11 protein-coding genes are annotated in these 16,569 nt (G+C 38.5%); 8 read left to right on the top strand and 3 right to left on the bottom strand.

Annotation, left to right across the window (positions count from 1 at the left end):
- Positions 1 to 57: 57 nt before the first annotated feature.
- Positions 58 to 1,566 (bottom strand): adenosine kinase, encoded by a 1,509-nt coding sequence (locus tag JNG87_RS15250; RefSeq protein WP_202839319.1) that lies wholly within the window; start codon positions 1,564 to 1,566, stop codon positions 58 to 60.
- 424 nt (positions 1,567 to 1,990) lie between these two features.
- On the opposite strand from JNG87_RS15250, the gene JNG87_RS15245 reads away from it, so the two are divergent.
- The 7 genes from JNG87_RS15245 to JNG87_RS15215 all read left to right on the top strand — a co-directional run bounded on the left by JNG87_RS15245 (position 1,991) and on the right by JNG87_RS15215 (position 13,580).
- A complete protein-coding gene (locus JNG87_RS15245) occupies positions 1,991 to 2,425 on the top strand; it encodes a hypothetical protein (protein ID WP_202839318.1) in 435 nt (144 codons plus the stop codon).
- A 105-nt stretch (positions 2,426 to 2,530) separates the two neighbouring features.
- Positions 2,531 to 3,616: an efflux RND transporter periplasmic adaptor subunit gene (locus JNG87_RS15240; RefSeq protein ID WP_110010473.1), complete on the top strand. Its 1,086-nt coding sequence runs from the start codon at positions 2,531 to 2,533 to the stop codon at positions 3,614 to 3,616.
- A 15-nt stretch (positions 3,617 to 3,631) separates the two neighbouring features.
- Positions 3,632 to 6,793, top strand: a complete 3,162-nt coding sequence (locus JNG87_RS15235) for an efflux RND transporter permease subunit (protein ID WP_202839316.1) — start codon at positions 3,632 to 3,634, stop codon at positions 6,791 to 6,793.
- On the top strand, positions 6,786 to 8,255 hold the full coding sequence (locus JNG87_RS15230; protein ID WP_202839314.1) for a TolC family protein: 1,470 nt from the start codon (positions 6,786 to 6,788) through the stop codon (positions 8,253 to 8,255). Before JNG87_RS15235 ends, JNG87_RS15230 begins: the two co-directional genes overlap by 8 nt.
- A gap of 552 nt (positions 8,256 to 8,807) precedes the next feature.
- Positions 8,808 to 8,960, top strand: coding sequence for a hypothetical protein (locus tag JNG87_RS15225; RefSeq protein WP_157885756.1), 153 nt, complete (start codon positions 8,808 to 8,810; stop codon positions 8,958 to 8,960).
- A gap of 191 nt (positions 8,961 to 9,151) precedes the next feature.
- Positions 9,152 to 12,106, top strand: a complete 2,955-nt coding sequence (locus JNG87_RS15220; RefSeq protein WP_202839312.1) for a SusC/RagA family TonB-linked outer membrane protein — start codon at positions 9,152 to 9,154, stop codon at positions 12,104 to 12,106.
- A 10-nt stretch (positions 12,107 to 12,116) separates the two neighbouring features.
- Positions 12,117 to 13,580: a RagB/SusD family nutrient uptake outer membrane protein gene (locus JNG87_RS15215; RefSeq protein ID WP_202839306.1), complete on the top strand. Its 1,464-nt coding sequence runs from the start codon at positions 12,117 to 12,119 to the stop codon at positions 13,578 to 13,580.
- A gap of 328 nt (positions 13,581 to 13,908) precedes the next feature.
- Here the strand turns inward: JNG87_RS15215 and JNG87_RS15210 are convergent, their stop codons facing one another.
- Positions 13,909 to 14,421 carry a hypothetical protein gene (locus JNG87_RS15210; RefSeq protein ID WP_202839301.1) on the bottom strand — a complete coding sequence of 171 codons (513 nt, stop codon included), beginning with the start codon at positions 14,419 to 14,421 and terminating at the stop codon, positions 13,909 to 13,911.
- Between the two features lie 72 nt (positions 14,422 to 14,493).
- On the bottom strand, positions 14,494 to 15,015 hold the full coding sequence (locus JNG87_RS15205) for a DUF305 domain-containing protein (protein WP_202839300.1): 522 nt from the start codon (positions 15,013 to 15,015) through the stop codon (positions 14,494 to 14,496).
- Positions 15,016 to 15,285: 270 nt separating this feature from the next.
- On the opposite strand from JNG87_RS15205, the gene JNG87_RS15200 reads away from it, so the two are divergent.
- The gene (locus JNG87_RS15200) at positions 15,286 to 16,323 is read left to right on the top strand and encodes a serine hydrolase domain-containing protein (RefSeq protein ID WP_202839299.1); all 1,038 of its coding nucleotides are present in this window, start codon (positions 15,286 to 15,288) and stop codon (positions 16,321 to 16,323) included.
- The last annotated feature ends 246 nt before the right edge of the window (positions 16,324 to 16,569 follow it).

Below are 16,569 nucleotides of genomic sequence, written 5' to 3'. Positions count from 1 at the left end.
GATAAATCGCATTATTGAGGTCAATAATGCGATTTTATTTTTACAGGAAGAATCCTATTAATTTAATTTCTGATTTGTTTTCTGAACAAAATCATTCCACTGCTGGTTCAGGTAAGCTGCAGCTTTCGTTTTCTCATTATCATTCATAGAAGAATAATTAATAGAATTGAAAACCAGTTTTTTCAGGGCTTTCACATCCAGCTCCCAATACACCTGTGTTACCCAGAAATCATAGCTGAGACCGGTATATCCATAGACAGAAGGGTCATCACTGCTGATGGAACACTGTACTCCGTTACTTAATAAAACTCTTGCCGGATGATTCCTCAGATCACTTACATATCCTAAGATCTGATTACTGATCGGGCTCACTTCCACCAATTTATCCTGTTTTCTGATCTGATCCATGGTTTTTGGAAAATAGATGAGATTCAGTCCATGACCGATTCTTTTATTATTGAGCGGTGCTACATCCAGAACATTTGTATTCAACATAGAATTGCTTTCTCCGGCATGAAGGAAAAGAGGCAGCTCTACCTTATACTTTGTACTAAGTTCATTCATTTTTGCCCAGCTTTTTTCAAAAAAACTGATATGATGACCTGCTGCTTCATCCGCTACAAGGTCAAAGCCTGAGATCATATCCGGAAATTCTTTCTTCATTTTAAATGCCGTTTCCAGCTGTTTCCCGATACTTTCATTATCGAGGAATTTAAAGCTTGAATAGATCAGTTTCAGGGTAAACTGCGGATCTGACTGGTGTACTTCTTTAAGAATGTCCTGCAGATCTGTGACAGAAGTTTTCAAAGGATATTTTCCATGCTGAAAATCATAAAGCTCATCAAAGATATATCTGATTTCTACGTGCTGTACGTTGTCTTTGATCAAATCCTGAAATCCTTTCAGATAATATGCTTTAAAGAAAGGACGGTATGGAAGCAGTAAACTGATACGTTTAAAACGTTTTTCAAATTCAATCCAATAATCTGTATAAGAGCAAAGGCTATCACGTTTCAGCGTAAGAAGATCCTGCAGTTCTTTTTCAAAACCAGGGTTCGAAGTAAGCTTTTTATCAAGGTTTACAAATCCGGCCGGGACTTTTCCTTTTTCAAAAAAGGCCAGCTGTCCGAAAATGAACTGATTGTTGTCTTTCTGATCGTAAACATAACATTCCTCATATTTCCTTGCAGCTGAAATGATCCATTTCACATCTGTTATTCCACCGCTGTGGGTATGCAGCAAACCTCCTTTCGGCATTGTCTGAAGAATTTCAAACAGCTTGCTGCTTTCTATTAATGGTTTTAATTCATTAAAAGAGCTGTTATATAAAGATATTTTCTTTGCTTCCGAATCACTGAGAAACTGTTTACGAATCTGGAATAGTTTTTTATCCAAAGCGATTTCTTCATCGGACAATTTTATATCAGCATCAAATGCCATTAATGCATTTTCTGTCTCTGATAATGCCAGTTTCTGTTGGTATGCAGATTTTTCGGTCACTTTACCTTGCCCCCAAAATAAGGGTGCTCCAAAAAGTGATATATATATAAGGTATTTTTTCATCATAATAAATATTGGAGGAATTTTTTGTACTATCGGCTATGCTTTAACCGTTAAAAGTAGCTTTTTACAGCAAAAATTGTGCAAAATAAAGCTAATTCAAAAATAATATTAAAATTTTTAAAATCTCCAGGTAATTATAATGAAATAAAAAGTATGCAACATCAATACTGCAGGCTTATATTGATCAAAGATTATTTATCATCCTTTACGGGAAAGAGGTTCTGAAATGCAGAGGAGAAAGACTGGTGTTATTTTTAAACAGTTTGGTGAAGGATTATGGATGCTCACAACCTAGTTCATCGCAATTTCATTTATTTTTTCAATGAAACAGCCTAATTTTTAACACTTTTTTAATCTTTAGCCGTTGCACCTATTTTTAAGTTTAATTACCTTTGTCTCTGGGATGCGGAAAAGATTTTATCAATATTTGTACAGCTTGTTATTTGCGATGCTTACCGTTTTAGGATGGTATTACGGGCAAATTCAGCAGTATATTTCAACGGATATCTCTTCCGATCTTCATTTTACCACTGATCTTCTTGTTCACGAAAAAAAGAGCTTCAAAGACTCTTTTGCATTTCTTAGAAATAATGAAGCTCATGATACTTACAATGTCAGCCATCCCCTGTACAACAAAATCAGAGCTAATCTTTCTGAAAACGACAATGAAAATGATGACAACGTAGAGACCTCTGGTTCTACCGAGCTTCTTGCTCTTTTCAAAGATGGTTTCTGGCATCTGATTTCAGGTTTCGTTACTACATTTCACAACAGACAAATCGCTGTTTCACTTGCCCAATCAGAACTTTTAAAGACCTTACATGATGATCTGTACCTCCAGTACAGGGTCATCCGACTGTGATTTTATACTATTTTTTTCGAAAACCTTATCCGCTTTCATACTCTGTTATGAGAGCCGATGACACTATTTTTTCAATTATAAATTATTATAAAACAATATATTATCATGGTCAAGAAAAGTCTCATGTATATCAACTTGTGCCTTATTCTCTTGTTTGTAAGCTGTCAATCTGAAAAAAAGGAAAAAACAGAAGCAGCGTCATTCAACGTAACAAGCCCGCTTATCAAAGATACTTTGGTGAACAAAGATTATGTTGCGCAAATCCGTTCTATTAATCATATTGAGCTTCGAGCCCAGGAAAAAGGATACATCCAGTCTATTTATGTAGATGAAGGACAGTTTGTACAAAAAGGGCAGCTGCTGTTCAAAATCATGCCTAATCTTTATGAATCTGATGTAAACCGTGCCAAAGCGGAATCCAAATACGCGCAAATCGAATATCAGAATACCAAAAACCTTTCTGACAAAAACATTGTTGCCCCTCAGGAAATGGCTATGGCTAAAGCAAGGTATGAAAAAGCACTGGCCGAACTTGCTTCAATGAATACCCATTTAAAATTTACCGAAATCCGTGCTCCTTTCAATGGAATTGTAGGAAAGCTACACGTACGTAAAGGAAGCCTTGTAGATGAAGGCGAGCTTGTAACTGAACTTTCCGACAACAGCAAAATGTGGGTATATTTCAATGTACCGGAAGCTGAATATCTTAATCAGATGGATGCCAAAAAGGATAATAATCCAATGCATGTACGTTTAAGAATGGCCAATGGCAAAGAGTTTACGCAAGATGGTATTGTACAAACCATAGAGTCTGATTTTGACAATGAAACCGGAAATATCGCTTACAGGGCTACTTTTCCGAACCCGAAGGGACTGCTGAGATACGGAGAAACCGGAAACATCGTTATCACCTCTCCTTATGCCAATGCAATGATGATTCCACAGAAGGCCACTTTCGAAGAGCTGGAAAAGAAATATGTCTATGTGATCGGTAAAGATGGTAAGGTACATGCAAGAGAAATAAAAGTTGCTGCTGAATTACCGCATATTTATGTCGTCGCTTCAGGGCTTGGAAAGGATGACAGAATCCTTTTGGAAGGGCTTAGAATGGTTCAGGAAAACCAGAAGATCAGCTCAAAATACCAAAAGCCTGAAAAAGTAATGTCGAACCTGGATCTGTACGCCGAGTAACCCAAAAGCAGCATTATGTTTAAAAAAGTAATACACCGACCGGTTTTCGCCATTGTGATATCGGTTGTGATCCTGTTTATGGGAGGTATCGCCATGAAGCAGCTTCCTACGGAACAGTTTCCAAAAATTGCCCCTACCACAGTAGCCGTTTCTATTGCCTATCCCGGCGCGAGTGCAGATGTATTGGTAAAATCATCTTTAATTACGATTGAAAATGCCATCAATGGAGTTCAGGGAATGCGTTACATCACCACCGATGCCACCAGTGCAGGAGAAGCTACTGTGAACGTTGTCTTCGATCCCGGAACCGATCCGAATGAGGCAGTCGTTCTGGTAAAAACCAGAGTGGACCAGGTAATGCCTTTATTACCGGAACTGGTACAGAAAGAAGGAGTTGTTGTCAACCCGATTCAGCCCAGTATGCTGATGTACGTGAACCTTTACAGCACGAATAAAAGTATGGATGAAAAATTCCTGTACAACTACTCTATGGTGAATATCATCCCGGAAATTAACCGTATCCACGGGATTGCAAAATCGCAGATCCTGGGTAGCCGAAGATATGCCATGCGTATCTGGCTGAACCCTGACCGTATGCGTGCTTATGACATCTCTGTAGATGAGGTGATGAAAGCTATCGGCGAACAAAGTATCATCGGACGCCCGGGGAGAATCGGACAAAGTTCCGGTATTGCAGCACAGTCACTGGAATATGTACTGACTTATAAAGGGCAATACAACAAACCGGAAGAATATGAAAATATTATCGTGCGTTCCAATGCCGAAGGTGAAAATGTGAAACTGAAAGATATTGCCAAGGTAGAGCTTGGAAGTGAATTCTTTGATATTTATTCCAACCTTGACGGGCATCCTTCTGCTTCCATTGTATTGAAACAAAACTACGGAAGTAATGCCAATGACGTGATCAGAGATGTGAAAGCGAAACTGGCAGAAATGAAAGGGAACTTTCCTCCGGGTGTTGATTATAAAATCAGTTATGACGTTTCCCAGTTCCTTGATGCTTCTATTGAACAGGTGATACATACCTTAAGAGATGCATTTATTCTGGTGGCCATTGTAGTTTTCATTTTCCTTGGCGACTGGCGTTCTACGCTGATTCCTATTATTGCCGTGCCGGTTTCTTTGATCGGAACTTTCTTTGTGATCCAATTCTTTGGGTTAACCATCAACCTTGTTACCCTTTTTGCTTTGGTACTGGCGATCGGTATTGTGGTTGACAACGCGATTGTTGTCATTGAGGCTGTTCACGCCAAAATGGAAGACAGTAATATTTCGCCTTATAAAGCAGTAAAAGAAGTGATGGGTGAAATTGCGGGTGCTATTATTGCCATTACAGCCGTGATGGTAGCTGTGTTCATCCCTATTTCATTTATGACGGGTCCGGTGGGAACTTTCTACCGTCAGTTTTCGATTACTATGGCGAGTTCTATTGTTATTTCAGCGGTAGTAGCCCTTACGCTGACTCCTGTTTTAGCCGCAATGTTATTGAAAAACCACCATGGAAAGCCTAAAAAAGCCAATATTTTCACCAAAGCTTTAGACTCATTCAATAGCGGTTTTGATAAAGTAACCGGAAAATATGCTTCATTCCTTAGAAAAATCGTAAGCCGAAAGGTGGTAACATGGGGAATTCTGATTGCTTTCTGTGCCGGAATTGTGATGATCAATAAGGTTCTTCCGGGCGGGTTTATCCCGAATGAAGACCAGGGAACTATCTATGCCATCATCCAGACTCCTCCGGGTTCTACTTTGGAGCAGACGAATAAGGTTTCCAGAACATTGCAGAAAATCTGTATGGGAGTAAACGGTGTGGAATCTGTATCGTCCCTGGCAGGATATGAAATCATGACTGAAGGCCGTGGTTCGAATGCAGGAACATGTCTGATCAACCTTAAAAGCTGGAACGACCGTGATCATTCTGTGAAGGAGATCATGGAAGAACTGGAAGAAAAATCAAAAGACCTTGGAGCTACCATTGAATTTTTTGAACCACCGGCTGTACCGGGATTCGGATCTTCGGGAGGTTTCTCCATGAGATTGCTTGATCTGAACAGAACTACCGATTATCAGGAATTTGATAAAGCCAATAAAGATTTCATCGCACAGCTTAAAAAGCGTAAGGAGCTTTCAGGAGTCTTCACCTTTTTTGCGGCTAATTATCCTCAGTACGAGCTGGTTTTTGATAATAATGCAGCGATGCAGAAAGGAGTTTCTATCGGAAAAGCGATGGACAACCTCAACATTCTGATCGGTAGTACCTATGAACAGGGCTTTATCCGTTTCGGACAGTTCTTTAAAGTATATGTACAGTCGTCCCCGGAATTCAGAAGACTTCCTACAGATATCATGAATCTGTATGTGAAAAATGACCGTGATGAAATGGTGCCTTATTCCGCATTCATGACAATGAAAAAGACACAGGGACCTAATGAAATCACCCGTTACAACATGTACAATTCTGCTGCAATCCGCGGACTTCCGGCTGCAGGGTATACAACGGCAGATGCTATTCAGGCTATCAACGAAACAGCGGCCAAAACACTTCCTCACGGATACAAAGTGGCATGGGAAGGATTGTCTTATGATGAGGCGCAACGTGGTAATGAAGCGATCTATGTATTCCTTGTTGTTTTGGTATTTGTGTATCTGGTTCTGGCGGCACAATATGAAAGTTTCCTTATTCCGTTTGCGGTACTTTGTTCACTCCCAGTCGGAGTTTTCGGATCTTTCTTATTATTAAAAGCGATGGGACTTGAAAATGACATCTACGCACAGGTTGGATTGATCATGATTATCGGATTACTGGGTAAAAACGCAGTGCTTATTGTAGAATTTGCCGTGAAAAGACGTCAGGCAGGAGATTCTATTCTTGAAGCTGCTGTAGAAGGTTCCAAAGCCCGTTTCAGACCGATCCTGATGACTTCTTTTGCCTTTATTGCAGGATTGGTTCCGCTTGTTTTTGCAAGGGGCGCCGGGGCCATCGGAAACCATACTATCGGTGCTTCCTCACTGGGCGGAATGCTGATCGGAACTTTATTCGGAGTGATAGTAATTCCTGGGCTCTACTACATATTTGCCAAGTGGTCTGATGGTAAAAAAATGATTAAAGACGAAGATGAATCTCCATTAAGCGAAGACATGATCCATTATGAATAAAAGAAAAATATATCAATATGCAGGTCTGGCAGTCTTCTTATTAAGTCTTACTGCCTGTAAACCTATAGAAATAGCACAACGTACTGAGAACAAAACTGTTCCTGAAAAATATGGTTCAGCAGAAAATGACACCATCAATACGGGAAAAATGAAGTGGAATGAATATTTCAGTGATCCTCATCTTCAGGAGCTGATCAGTCAGGCCCTTCAGAATAATCAGGAACTGAATATTGTCCTTCAGGAAATTGAAATGTCTAAAAATGAAATCAAAGCCAGGAAAGGGGAGTATCTTCCTTCTGTAGGTTTAAAAGCCGGAGCTGGTGTAGACAAGGTAAGCCGATACACCAATATCGGAGCCATGGAGGCCAATACTGAAATAGAGACCGGCAAAGAAATGCCGGAACCTTTATTTGATTTTGGAGCAGGTGTTCAGGCACAGTGGGAAACGGATATCTGGGGAAAGCTGCATAATGCGACAAAAGCACAGGTACAGCGATATCTTGCCAGCATTGAAGGAAAGAACTTCATGACTACTCATCTTATTTCTGAAATTGCAGATTCTTATTATGAACTGTTGGCACTGGATAATGAGCTGGTTATTTTGAATCAGAATATTAAAATTCAGAATGATGCGCTGGATATTATCAAAGAGTTAAAAAAGAATGCGCGATCCAATGAACTGGCAGTACAGAGATTTGAAGCCCAGGTTCTGAAAACTCAGGGCATGCAGTATGACATCCAGCAGAAGATAGTTGAAACGGAGAACAGGATTAATTATCTGGTGGGAAGATTTCCACAACCCGTGGAAAGAAGTCAGGATTCTTTTGATTCTATTGTTCCGCAAGCGGTATATGGAGGAATTCCTTCTGAACTTTTGGAAAACCGTCCGGATATCAAACAGGCTGAATATGAACTGGCTGCTGCCAAGCTTGACATTAAAGTGGCCAAAGCAAGGTTCTACCCTTCTCTTGATCTTTCTGCAGGAGTCGGATTACAAGCTTTTAATCCACTGTATATCATCAAACCTCAGTCGTTTCTGTTTTCTCTTGCGGGAGAACTTACAGCACCATTGATCAACAGAAGAGCGATTAAAGCGGCTTATTATAATGCCAATGCGAAACAGATTCAGGCAGTATATCATTATGAGCAGACTGTTTTGGGAGCTTATATTGAGGTAGCGAATCAGTTGTCTAAGATTCATAATCTGGAAAGCAGTGTGAATATCAAAACGAAGGAAGTGGATGCTTTAACAAAGTCTATAGATATTTCCAACGACCTGTTCAAATATGCCCGTGCTGATTACATGGAAGTTTTACTGACTCAAAGGGATGCTCTGGAATCCAGGTTTGAGCTGGTAGAGAAGAAAGTGAACCAACTTAAAGCGAGTGTTGCTGTTTACAGAGCGCTTGGCGGTGGGTGGGATCAGGCTCCGTTGGCAGTTCCGGATATTAAGAAAGAATAAATCCATATTTTAATCTTGTTTTCATAAGAAGTCTATCGAAAGATGGACTTCTTTTTTTGTTATCACCGCAGATCTCACAGATTGACACAGAGGTTTGGGATAATTTTATATTATGATTGATAATTGATCATTGATCATTTATCACTTATAATTCAAATCATCCTTAGCCCTGATAGCAGCGGTTACCCCGCAGCAGAAAGTGGATTCAGCCAGGTGCGAGAAGTATGAGCGGATAGCAGGATGAAGCTCCTGATCCTTATTCTCATGAAAATACAGCTATAAAATAAATAAAAAGTCTACAAAATAAATAGACTTATAATTTTAAATTTAATTCACACTTGAAAAATTAACTTTTTTATCATTTTTTAACATTTTCAAACATGGAATTAATTAATTAAAAATCAAATATTTACGATTCATAAATTTAATTCAAATCAATTAACCTACTAATTTAGTAGACTAATATGATTTATCTCATGCTCTTGTTTTATCTGGGTTCGTCATTTATTAGATAATTTTGACCCAGTTAAAAAAATCATAAACTTTATTCTCATGAATAAGAATACCTTTAATTCTTACCTATGCACCATTACGGTGGCAGCTTCTGCACAGCAAAATTGTTGTGGAATGTCTGCCCTTTCACAGCACAACTGCATTTCTCAAAACATGTGCTTTGATATGATGTGCATGATGATGATGTGCTAACTTTTTAAGAGATCCATTCATTACTGTAGGAATTAAAGCCAAAGAGTTCAAGGCTTCTTTCATCCGGGTACCTCTCCTGTAATTTTACTATTCGTTTTATAACCTCCCTGAAAAAAGGAGGCGGAAAGTCACATTTTTTACCGGGAGATCAGCAGTAATACACAATTCAGTTTTAAACCTAGATTAATATAATGAAAAAGAAACAATGCAAGCTTGGTGTATTGGCCTTACTCCTGTTCGCGGAATATGGTTTTGCACAAAGCAAAGACAGTCTTTCCAAAGAAACTTCCATCAAAGAAGTGGTGGTGGTAGCTTTTGGGAAGCAGAAAAAAGAAGAAATCACGGGATCTGTACAGTCGCTGAAGGCTAAAGATCTTTCTAATCTTCAAAACGGAAATATTCTTCAGGGAATTGGAGGAAAAGTAGCGGGAGTACAGGTGATTTCCTCAGGACAGCCGGGCTCTCAGCCGACCATCAGAATGAGAGGAATAGGCTCTATCAACGCGTCCAGTGACCCCTTAATTGTACTGGATGGCATTCCATACAGCGGAAACCTGAACAGTATTGCCGCATCGGATATTGAAAGTATCTCTTTTCTTGAAGATGCTTCTTCGAATGCTTTATACGGTTCCAGAGGGGCTAATGGTGTTATTATTGTGAACACCAAAAGAGGAAAAAGTAAAGGTGTAAGTATTGAGGCCGATGTAAAAACAGGGGTTAACTTCAGGTCTATTGAGGATTATTCTGTCTTTACTTCTCCTCAGGATTATTACACCGCTTATTATAACAGAGCAAGAATTGGCGAAACTGCAAGACTGAAACAGCCGGGAGCTGTTCCTTCAGGCCCTTCTCCTCATGATGTGGGACTTGCTGCTCTTACCAAACTGGGATATAATGTATATAACGTTCCTTTTAATCAACTAATTTCAAAGGACGGTTCTTTCAATCCCGACGCAAAGCTGCTCTACCAGGACAACTGGAAAAAGCTGCTTTTCAGACCGGCTTTGAGAAGGGAAGCAACAGTGGGAATCAATGCCAATGGTGATCAGGTAAAATCGTACACTTCCCTTAATTATCTGGATGATAAAGGATATCTGATTTCGTCAGGTTTTGAAAGGTTCGGGATCAGGTCTAATGTGGACTACTCTATCACCTCTAAACTGAAGCTGACCAGTGCTTTATCTTATACCTACAGTAAGCAGGATTTCGGGGAGACCGGAGGTTTTTCCAACCCTTTCCAGTTTGCCAGAAATATTGCTCCTTTCTATCCTGTTTTCCTGAGAGATAACAATTACCAGAGGCTTTATGATAGTTATGGAAATGCTCTATATGACTACGGAGACGGCCAGGGACCTAACGGTGCCACAAGATCTTATGCGGTGTTTGAAAATCCTGTAGGAAACCTTCAGAAAGATAAGTCACAGACTGTCAGTAACATTACCAACCTGAACCTGGGTTTAAATTATGAAATCATCAAAGGACTTGATTTCACTTATAATTTCGGAGCTTATCTCGAAAATACCAGAAACCTGCAGTTCGGAAATACGGAAGGAGGAACTTCATCTTCTGTGGGAGGAACAATTTCTCAAGGTTCTAATTTTAAATATACCCTGAACCATCAGCAATTGCTTACTTACCAGAAAAAGCTGGGAAATCACAGCTTCAACCTCCTTGCAGGGCATGAACTGAATAAAATAAAAGATGATGGATTCTCAGGATCAAAACAGCAGCTTTTACTACCCGACTCTCAGTCATTTGACAATGCCGTAAAAATTACCGACTTATCCGGAAGCGGTTATGAATATGCCGTAGAAGGTTATTTCACGAGGTTATTGTATAATTATGACGGAAAATATTTCTTTAATGCCAATATCCGTAGAGACGGTTCTTCCGTATTTTCTCCGGAAAGCAGATGGGGAAATTTCTATGGATTAGGACTTGCATGGAATATCGCAAAGGAAGATTTTCTTAAAGACAATCGTATTATCAATGCTTTAAAATTAAAAGCTTCTTATGGACAGCAGGGAAATGACAACATTCTTTTAAGTGGTTCCAGCAGAGATTATTATGCGTATCAGGATATCTACGGAATCAACAACTTCGGGGACGACAAACCTGTTCTATCGCTTAAAAAACAAGGAAATAAGGATTTAAAATGGGAAACCTCCAAAAACCTGAATGCCGGTTTTGAAATTTCACTTTTAAAAAACAGAATCAGTCTGAATGCCGATTATTTTGAAAGAAAAGTTTCGGATATGATTTACGCTCTTCCTCTTCCTCCATCCAATGCGGGTTCATATGTGAAATACGGAAATATCGGAGATATGACCAACAGAGGTGTTCAGGCGAATGTCAATGTAGATATTCTTCGCGGTGATGAGTTCCAGTGGAGTTTTTATGCGAATGCCACTCACTATAAAAATAAGATTACCAGATTACCGGCTGAGCAGAGAAATACAGGACTTGTTTCAGGTTTATTTATCCTGACAGAAGGTGGAGACCGTTACACCTATTTCCTAAAAGAATTTGCCGGAGTAAATCCTGAGAACGGTGATGCTTTATGGTATCGCACAACGATCAACCCAACGACCCAAAAGGAAGAAAGAACAGTGACCAGTAATTATAAGGAAGCCACCGACTATAACACCGGAAAGTCTGCTATTCCAAAGGTATATGGAGGATTCGGAACAGATTTCAGCTTTAAAAGATTTAATCTGGCAGTAAATTTCGCTTACCAGTTCGGAGGCTATGGATATGATGATATTTACAGAAGCTTATTCCATTCTGACAGCTATGGTTCCAACTATTCAACAGATCTGGATAAAACCTGGACTCCCGAAAACCCAACGGCTGCCTTACCAAGAGTAGATCTTACCGCTACAAACCAGAACGGAAATTCAACGCTGTATCTGATCAAGTCGGATTATATCAGTCTTCAGGATGTAACCCTTTCCTATCAGCTTCCTGACGGTTTCGCACAGCAGGCAGGCTTATCAGGCCTGAAAATTTATGTAACAGGAAACAATCTGTATCTATGGTCTAAGAGAAAAGGATATGATCCAAGAGCTTCACTGACAGGAGTTTCAGATGCTTACCGCTATTCTCTTTTATCCAGTGTCTCTTTAGGCTTTAAACTTAATTTTTAAAAGAACAGGAATGAACACAATACAATACTTTATAACAGCTGTAACCCTAAGTTTTTTGGCTACCAGCTGTGCCAATGACCTCAATACGTTACCGGAAGGGGATATTTCCGGGGAGCAGCTCAATAACGATGCAAACAGTCCGGAAAAAATTCTGGGTGGCATCTATCTTGATCTTCGAAGCAATGGTGCAGGCGGTACCACCGTTCACTCAGATTTCGGAATCATGGGAATTAAAGCAGGTGCTGATCTGATGTCTAATGATGTGATCCAGTCTACCAACCAGCATTTAGGAATGTTTTATAATTATGAAGCCACCAATGCCAGTAATATTGCTTCTGAGATTGTATGGACTACTTTTTATGCAAGAATATTCGTAATCAACAAGCTGCTGGATGGTCTGGATAAAAATGCCAATGCAAAAAACAGAGCCATTGCAGGACAGCTGCTCGCTTTAAGAGCTTATTCCTACTTTTATCTGGTGCGTTTTTATGCCAATGATTATAACGGACATCAGTCTGAGCCCGGCCTTCCATTGGTTCTTACCGCAGCTAATCCAAGTCAGGGACTTCCGAGATCAACAGTTGCTGAGGTCTATTCACAAATCAAAAAAGATATAGAAGAATCTGTAACGCTTCTGGATACTTACACCAGACCTTCCAGAGCCCAGATAGACGAAAGAACTGCTAAAGCTATTGCCGCAGAAGTATTTCTGGAAACAGGAGATTATATCAAAGCGGCTAAATATGCTGAGGAAAGCAAGCAGGGAATTGCCCTGATGACCGAGGATGATTATACCAATACCGGATTTTCCAATATCAATAATCCTGAGGTAATATGGGGTTTTCATAATACCATTTCCACAATGAGCATCGGAAATTATTATGCTTCTTTCTTCTCCATGTTTGATAATACGAATGAAGGATATGCCGGAGCCGCACAGATCCGTAAGCTGATTGACAAGCGTCTTTATGAAGCCATTCCGGCAACGGATTACCGTAAAAAAGTATTCAATGGAAACCAGAATGCTGCATATACATTCAACGGAAAAACGAAGAATTATCCGCCTTACGTAAGCTGGAAGTTTAAGGATCCTACGCTTTTTGAAGGAGATTATATTTACATCAGAGCATCTTCACTATATTATATACAAGCGGAAGCTCTTGCCAGACAAGGAAGAGAAGCCGAAGCAAGACAGGTATTATTTGACATTACCTCCAAAAGAGATCAGGCTTACACATTATCTACGAAATCAGGCAGCGAGCTGATTAATGAAATTGTCCTGCAAAAGAGAATAGAACTTTGGGGTGAAGGCTATGCCTGGTTTGATATGAAAAGATTAAACACCCCTTTAGAAAGGGTATACACAGGAACGAATCATACTTTTGGAAGATTCAACCTGACTCCTGATAAATTCAGCTTCCAGATTCCTAATAAAGAGATTAATAATAACCCACAAATCAAGCAGAATGAGTAGATAAACCAAAAACAATTTTACATTCAAATATATTCAGTAACGAGGTGCCATTTACTTGTAAGTGGCGCCTTTTTTTATTGACTAAGGTAAGGTGCTGATATATTTTTGACTTTCATTTGCTAAAAACCTTTGATCTTCTTTCACCTTAAAATTATTTATGGAATTAAAAAAACTTTGCGTTTTTCGTTTTCAAAAACACACAAATAAGAAAGGTATAATTGGAAAACGCAAAGACGCAAAGTTCTATTAAGAAGACTGCTATAAGGCGCAAGGATTTTATCTGTGATAAAATTGCATACTGTTTATTTCCAGGTCTCTTGCTTATTCTTTATTTTATAACAATATCCGACTTGTAATGATCTTTTACCAGCTCTCCATTTTTATACAATCTCTGGTTAATCACCTTCCCTTTTTCATTAAAATAAAGCCACAACGCATTTTTTCTTCCTAAAGAATCCAGGCGTCCCATTTCTTTCGGCATTTTATTGTTATGAAGAATCTGAACAGGATACAATCCTTTCATATCTTTCAGGGAATCCATTTTTGCAGGAATCAGTTCTGAATCATTCCCTATTTTGAAAATATATTTTTTTCCTTTATCACTATTCAAAATCAGTTCATCACCTGATATCTTATATTTACCTTCTGAAAAAGGAGCTGTTACCATATGATCATAGCTTACAAATTCTGTTTTTAAAAATTCAAAATTTCCATCTTTTATAAAAAGTGAATAGCTTCCATTTCCCGATTCCAATTCAACATATTTAGGATATTCTTTATCCTTTTTACAGGAAATAATAGTGAAAAAAATGATAGAAAGGCTAATAGTTTTAATTTTCATGGAAACTAAATTATTAAAATATTCTGATTAAATAACAGTATATCTATATTCGTGTTATTTCAGATTCCTGTCCTACCTTTTTTCAAATTCTCTGAGTTTGTGCTTCATCAGCTTGATTTCTTCGGATTGGGTTTTAAGAATATTTTTCTGCAGGGTAATCAGCTGCGGATCGGTAAGATGAGCCTTTTGTGACATTAAAATAGCTGCTGCATGATGAGGAATCATACTTTTGACAAACTGTCTGTCATCAACATTCATCTGTTCTCTGATTCCGAACCAGGAAAAAATACCTGATATTACGGCAATGATCACTATAGTCCAATTTATTGCTTTGTTGGTATACATCTTTCGCATCACCCACAATTCAATGAGAAGCATCGCTGAAGTCATCAACAAAGCCATATATAGATTATTAATGTTCGAAATAAGATTCTTCAGGCTGTCTATCATAGCATACATAATGATATACATCGCACAAAACATCACTACAGCCATCAATACAAATTGTCCGTACATTGTAGAGGAAGAACGTTTTGAATGCTTTTCAACTTCCATGGAAGAAGATGCTCCATGCTTATGCTCTGTATTTTCCATAAAAAAGAAATTTAGTTGATTATTGACATTTCCGGATAGAGTATCATCAGCATTTTTGAGTATTATTACTCATATAAATTCAAACCAACTTTAAAAATACAGACTTTTATCTTACTGGTTTATGCTTTCACTCATATTAATTGACAAATATTTACTTGTAGAATCTAAGGAAAAAGATATATTTGGAAGCTCAAATCTTTAAAAACAACCATTTACAAAAGATTCAATAAGAATTTTCTTACATCTCAATTTTTAGCAAAAAAATAAGTAATGACCAAAACACAATTATTTTTCACCAGTGTATTTTCTACGTTGTTATCTGTTGCCGCAGCAGCTCAGAAACAAGACGCTTACACTCATAAAATCGACAGTATTATAACGTCTCCCAACCCGATAGCTTTCAATGGCGTCGTTTTGGTGGCTCAGAAAGGAAAAGTACACTATCTGAAATCCAATGGCTACAAAGATTTTGATAAAAAAATTCTTTTGAAAACAGGAGATCAGTTTGAAATCATGTCCAATTCTAAGCAGGTTACCGCAGTATTGGTTTTACAGGCCGCCGAACAGGGAAAGCTGAATCTTCATACTCCTATCAGAAAATACCTTCCTTCTCTTACCCAAACCTGGGCCGACACAGTTACAGTACACCATCTTCTGAACCATACCCACGGGATTAGCAATCTTGAAAAACCTGCAGCTTTCAAAGCCGGTACCCAGTTCAAATATGGCAACCTTTCTTATATCATGCTGGGGGAAATCCTTAAAAATACAACAGGAAAAAGCTTTACTGAACTTGCCGGTTCTCTTTTTAAAAGGTTGAAAATGGATCAGACTTTTGTTTACAATACAAAGAATAATCAATCTCTGGTTGCAGGTTATATGAATGAAAACAATCAGTTTGTAAAAGTAAAAGAGTCCTTTTTGAATGATGATATTGCTCCTGCTGCAGGCGTCATTTCTACGGTGCAGGATCTTGCAAAATGGGATCAGGCTTTATTTAAAGGAAAACTTCTCTCTCCTGAATTTCAAAAGCTGATGCTGACACCTTCTACCACTTCCCAGCATAATGTGTTCGGAAAAGAAAGTATGGGATTCGGGTATAATGTAAGATTTATCAGAGAGGCAGGACTGGATTATTTTGCAGTCACAGGTCTTGGTGATGGTTTCACTTGCCTTAACGCTTATTTTCCTTCCACTGATACTACCCTCATTATTCTTGAGAATCAGATGCCTGAAAACCGTGAATACTGGAGTTTCAAAGAGGCTGCAATAAAGAATGTGATTCTTACAGCTATAGCTTCTCATTAATATTTTTTATTGATTATTCACAAAACCTCATTTTTAACATTTATTTTTAATAAATTTTTAATTTCATAACACCTGAGTAAATTTCACTCTGTTTCTCAACACCTTACACCAGATTTGAATTATAAACCTGGCATATACAAAAATAACAGCACTGTCACAAAAGAGATTAAAACCCTATGAATCACAACTCTTTACATAAACAATGGAGCCCATAACATCAGCAGATGATCTCTTATAAGTATTAAA

This window comes from Chryseobacterium cucumeris (assembly GCF_016775705.1).
GTDB classification, from domain to species: domain Bacteria; phylum Bacteroidota; class Bacteroidia; order Flavobacteriales; family Weeksellaceae; genus Chryseobacterium; species Chryseobacterium cupriresistens.
The sequence above is the reverse complement of the archived record's forward strand: the minus strand, read 5'-3'. Positions and strand labels throughout refer to the sequence as shown.

Coding starts and splice junctions, on each gene's coding strand:
- JNG87_RS15250 (WP_202839319.1), bottom strand. CDS start 1,566: ATGATGAAAAAATACCTTATATATATATCACTTTTTGGAGCACCCTTA.
- JNG87_RS15240 (WP_110010473.1), top strand. CDS start 2,531: ATGGTCAAGAAAAGTCTCATGTATATCAACTTGTGCCTTATTCTCTTG.
- JNG87_RS15235 (WP_202839316.1), top strand. CDS start 3,632: ATGTTTAAAAAAGTAATACACCGACCGGTTTTCGCCATTGTGATATCG.
- JNG87_RS15230 (WP_202839314.1), top strand. CDS start 6,786: ATGAATAAAAGAAAAATATATCAATATGCAGGTCTGGCAGTCTTCTTA.
- JNG87_RS15225 (WP_157885756.1), top strand. CDS start 8,808: ATGAATAAGAATACCTTTAATTCTTACCTATGCACCATTACGGTGGCA.
- JNG87_RS15220 (WP_202839312.1), top strand. CDS start 9,152: ATGAAAAAGAAACAATGCAAGCTTGGTGTATTGGCCTTACTCCTGTTC.
- JNG87_RS15215 (WP_202839306.1), top strand. CDS start 12,117: ATGAACACAATACAATACTTTATAACAGCTGTAACCCTAAGTTTTTTG.
- JNG87_RS15210 (WP_202839301.1), bottom strand. CDS start 14,421: ATGAAAATTAAAACTATTAGCCTTTCTATCATTTTTTTCACTATTATT.
- JNG87_RS15205 (WP_202839300.1), bottom strand. CDS start 15,015: ATGGAAAATACAGAGCATAAGCATGGAGCATCTTCTTCCATGGAAGTT.
- JNG87_RS15200 (WP_202839299.1), top strand. CDS start 15,286: ATGACCAAAACACAATTATTTTTCACCAGTGTATTTTCTACGTTGTTA.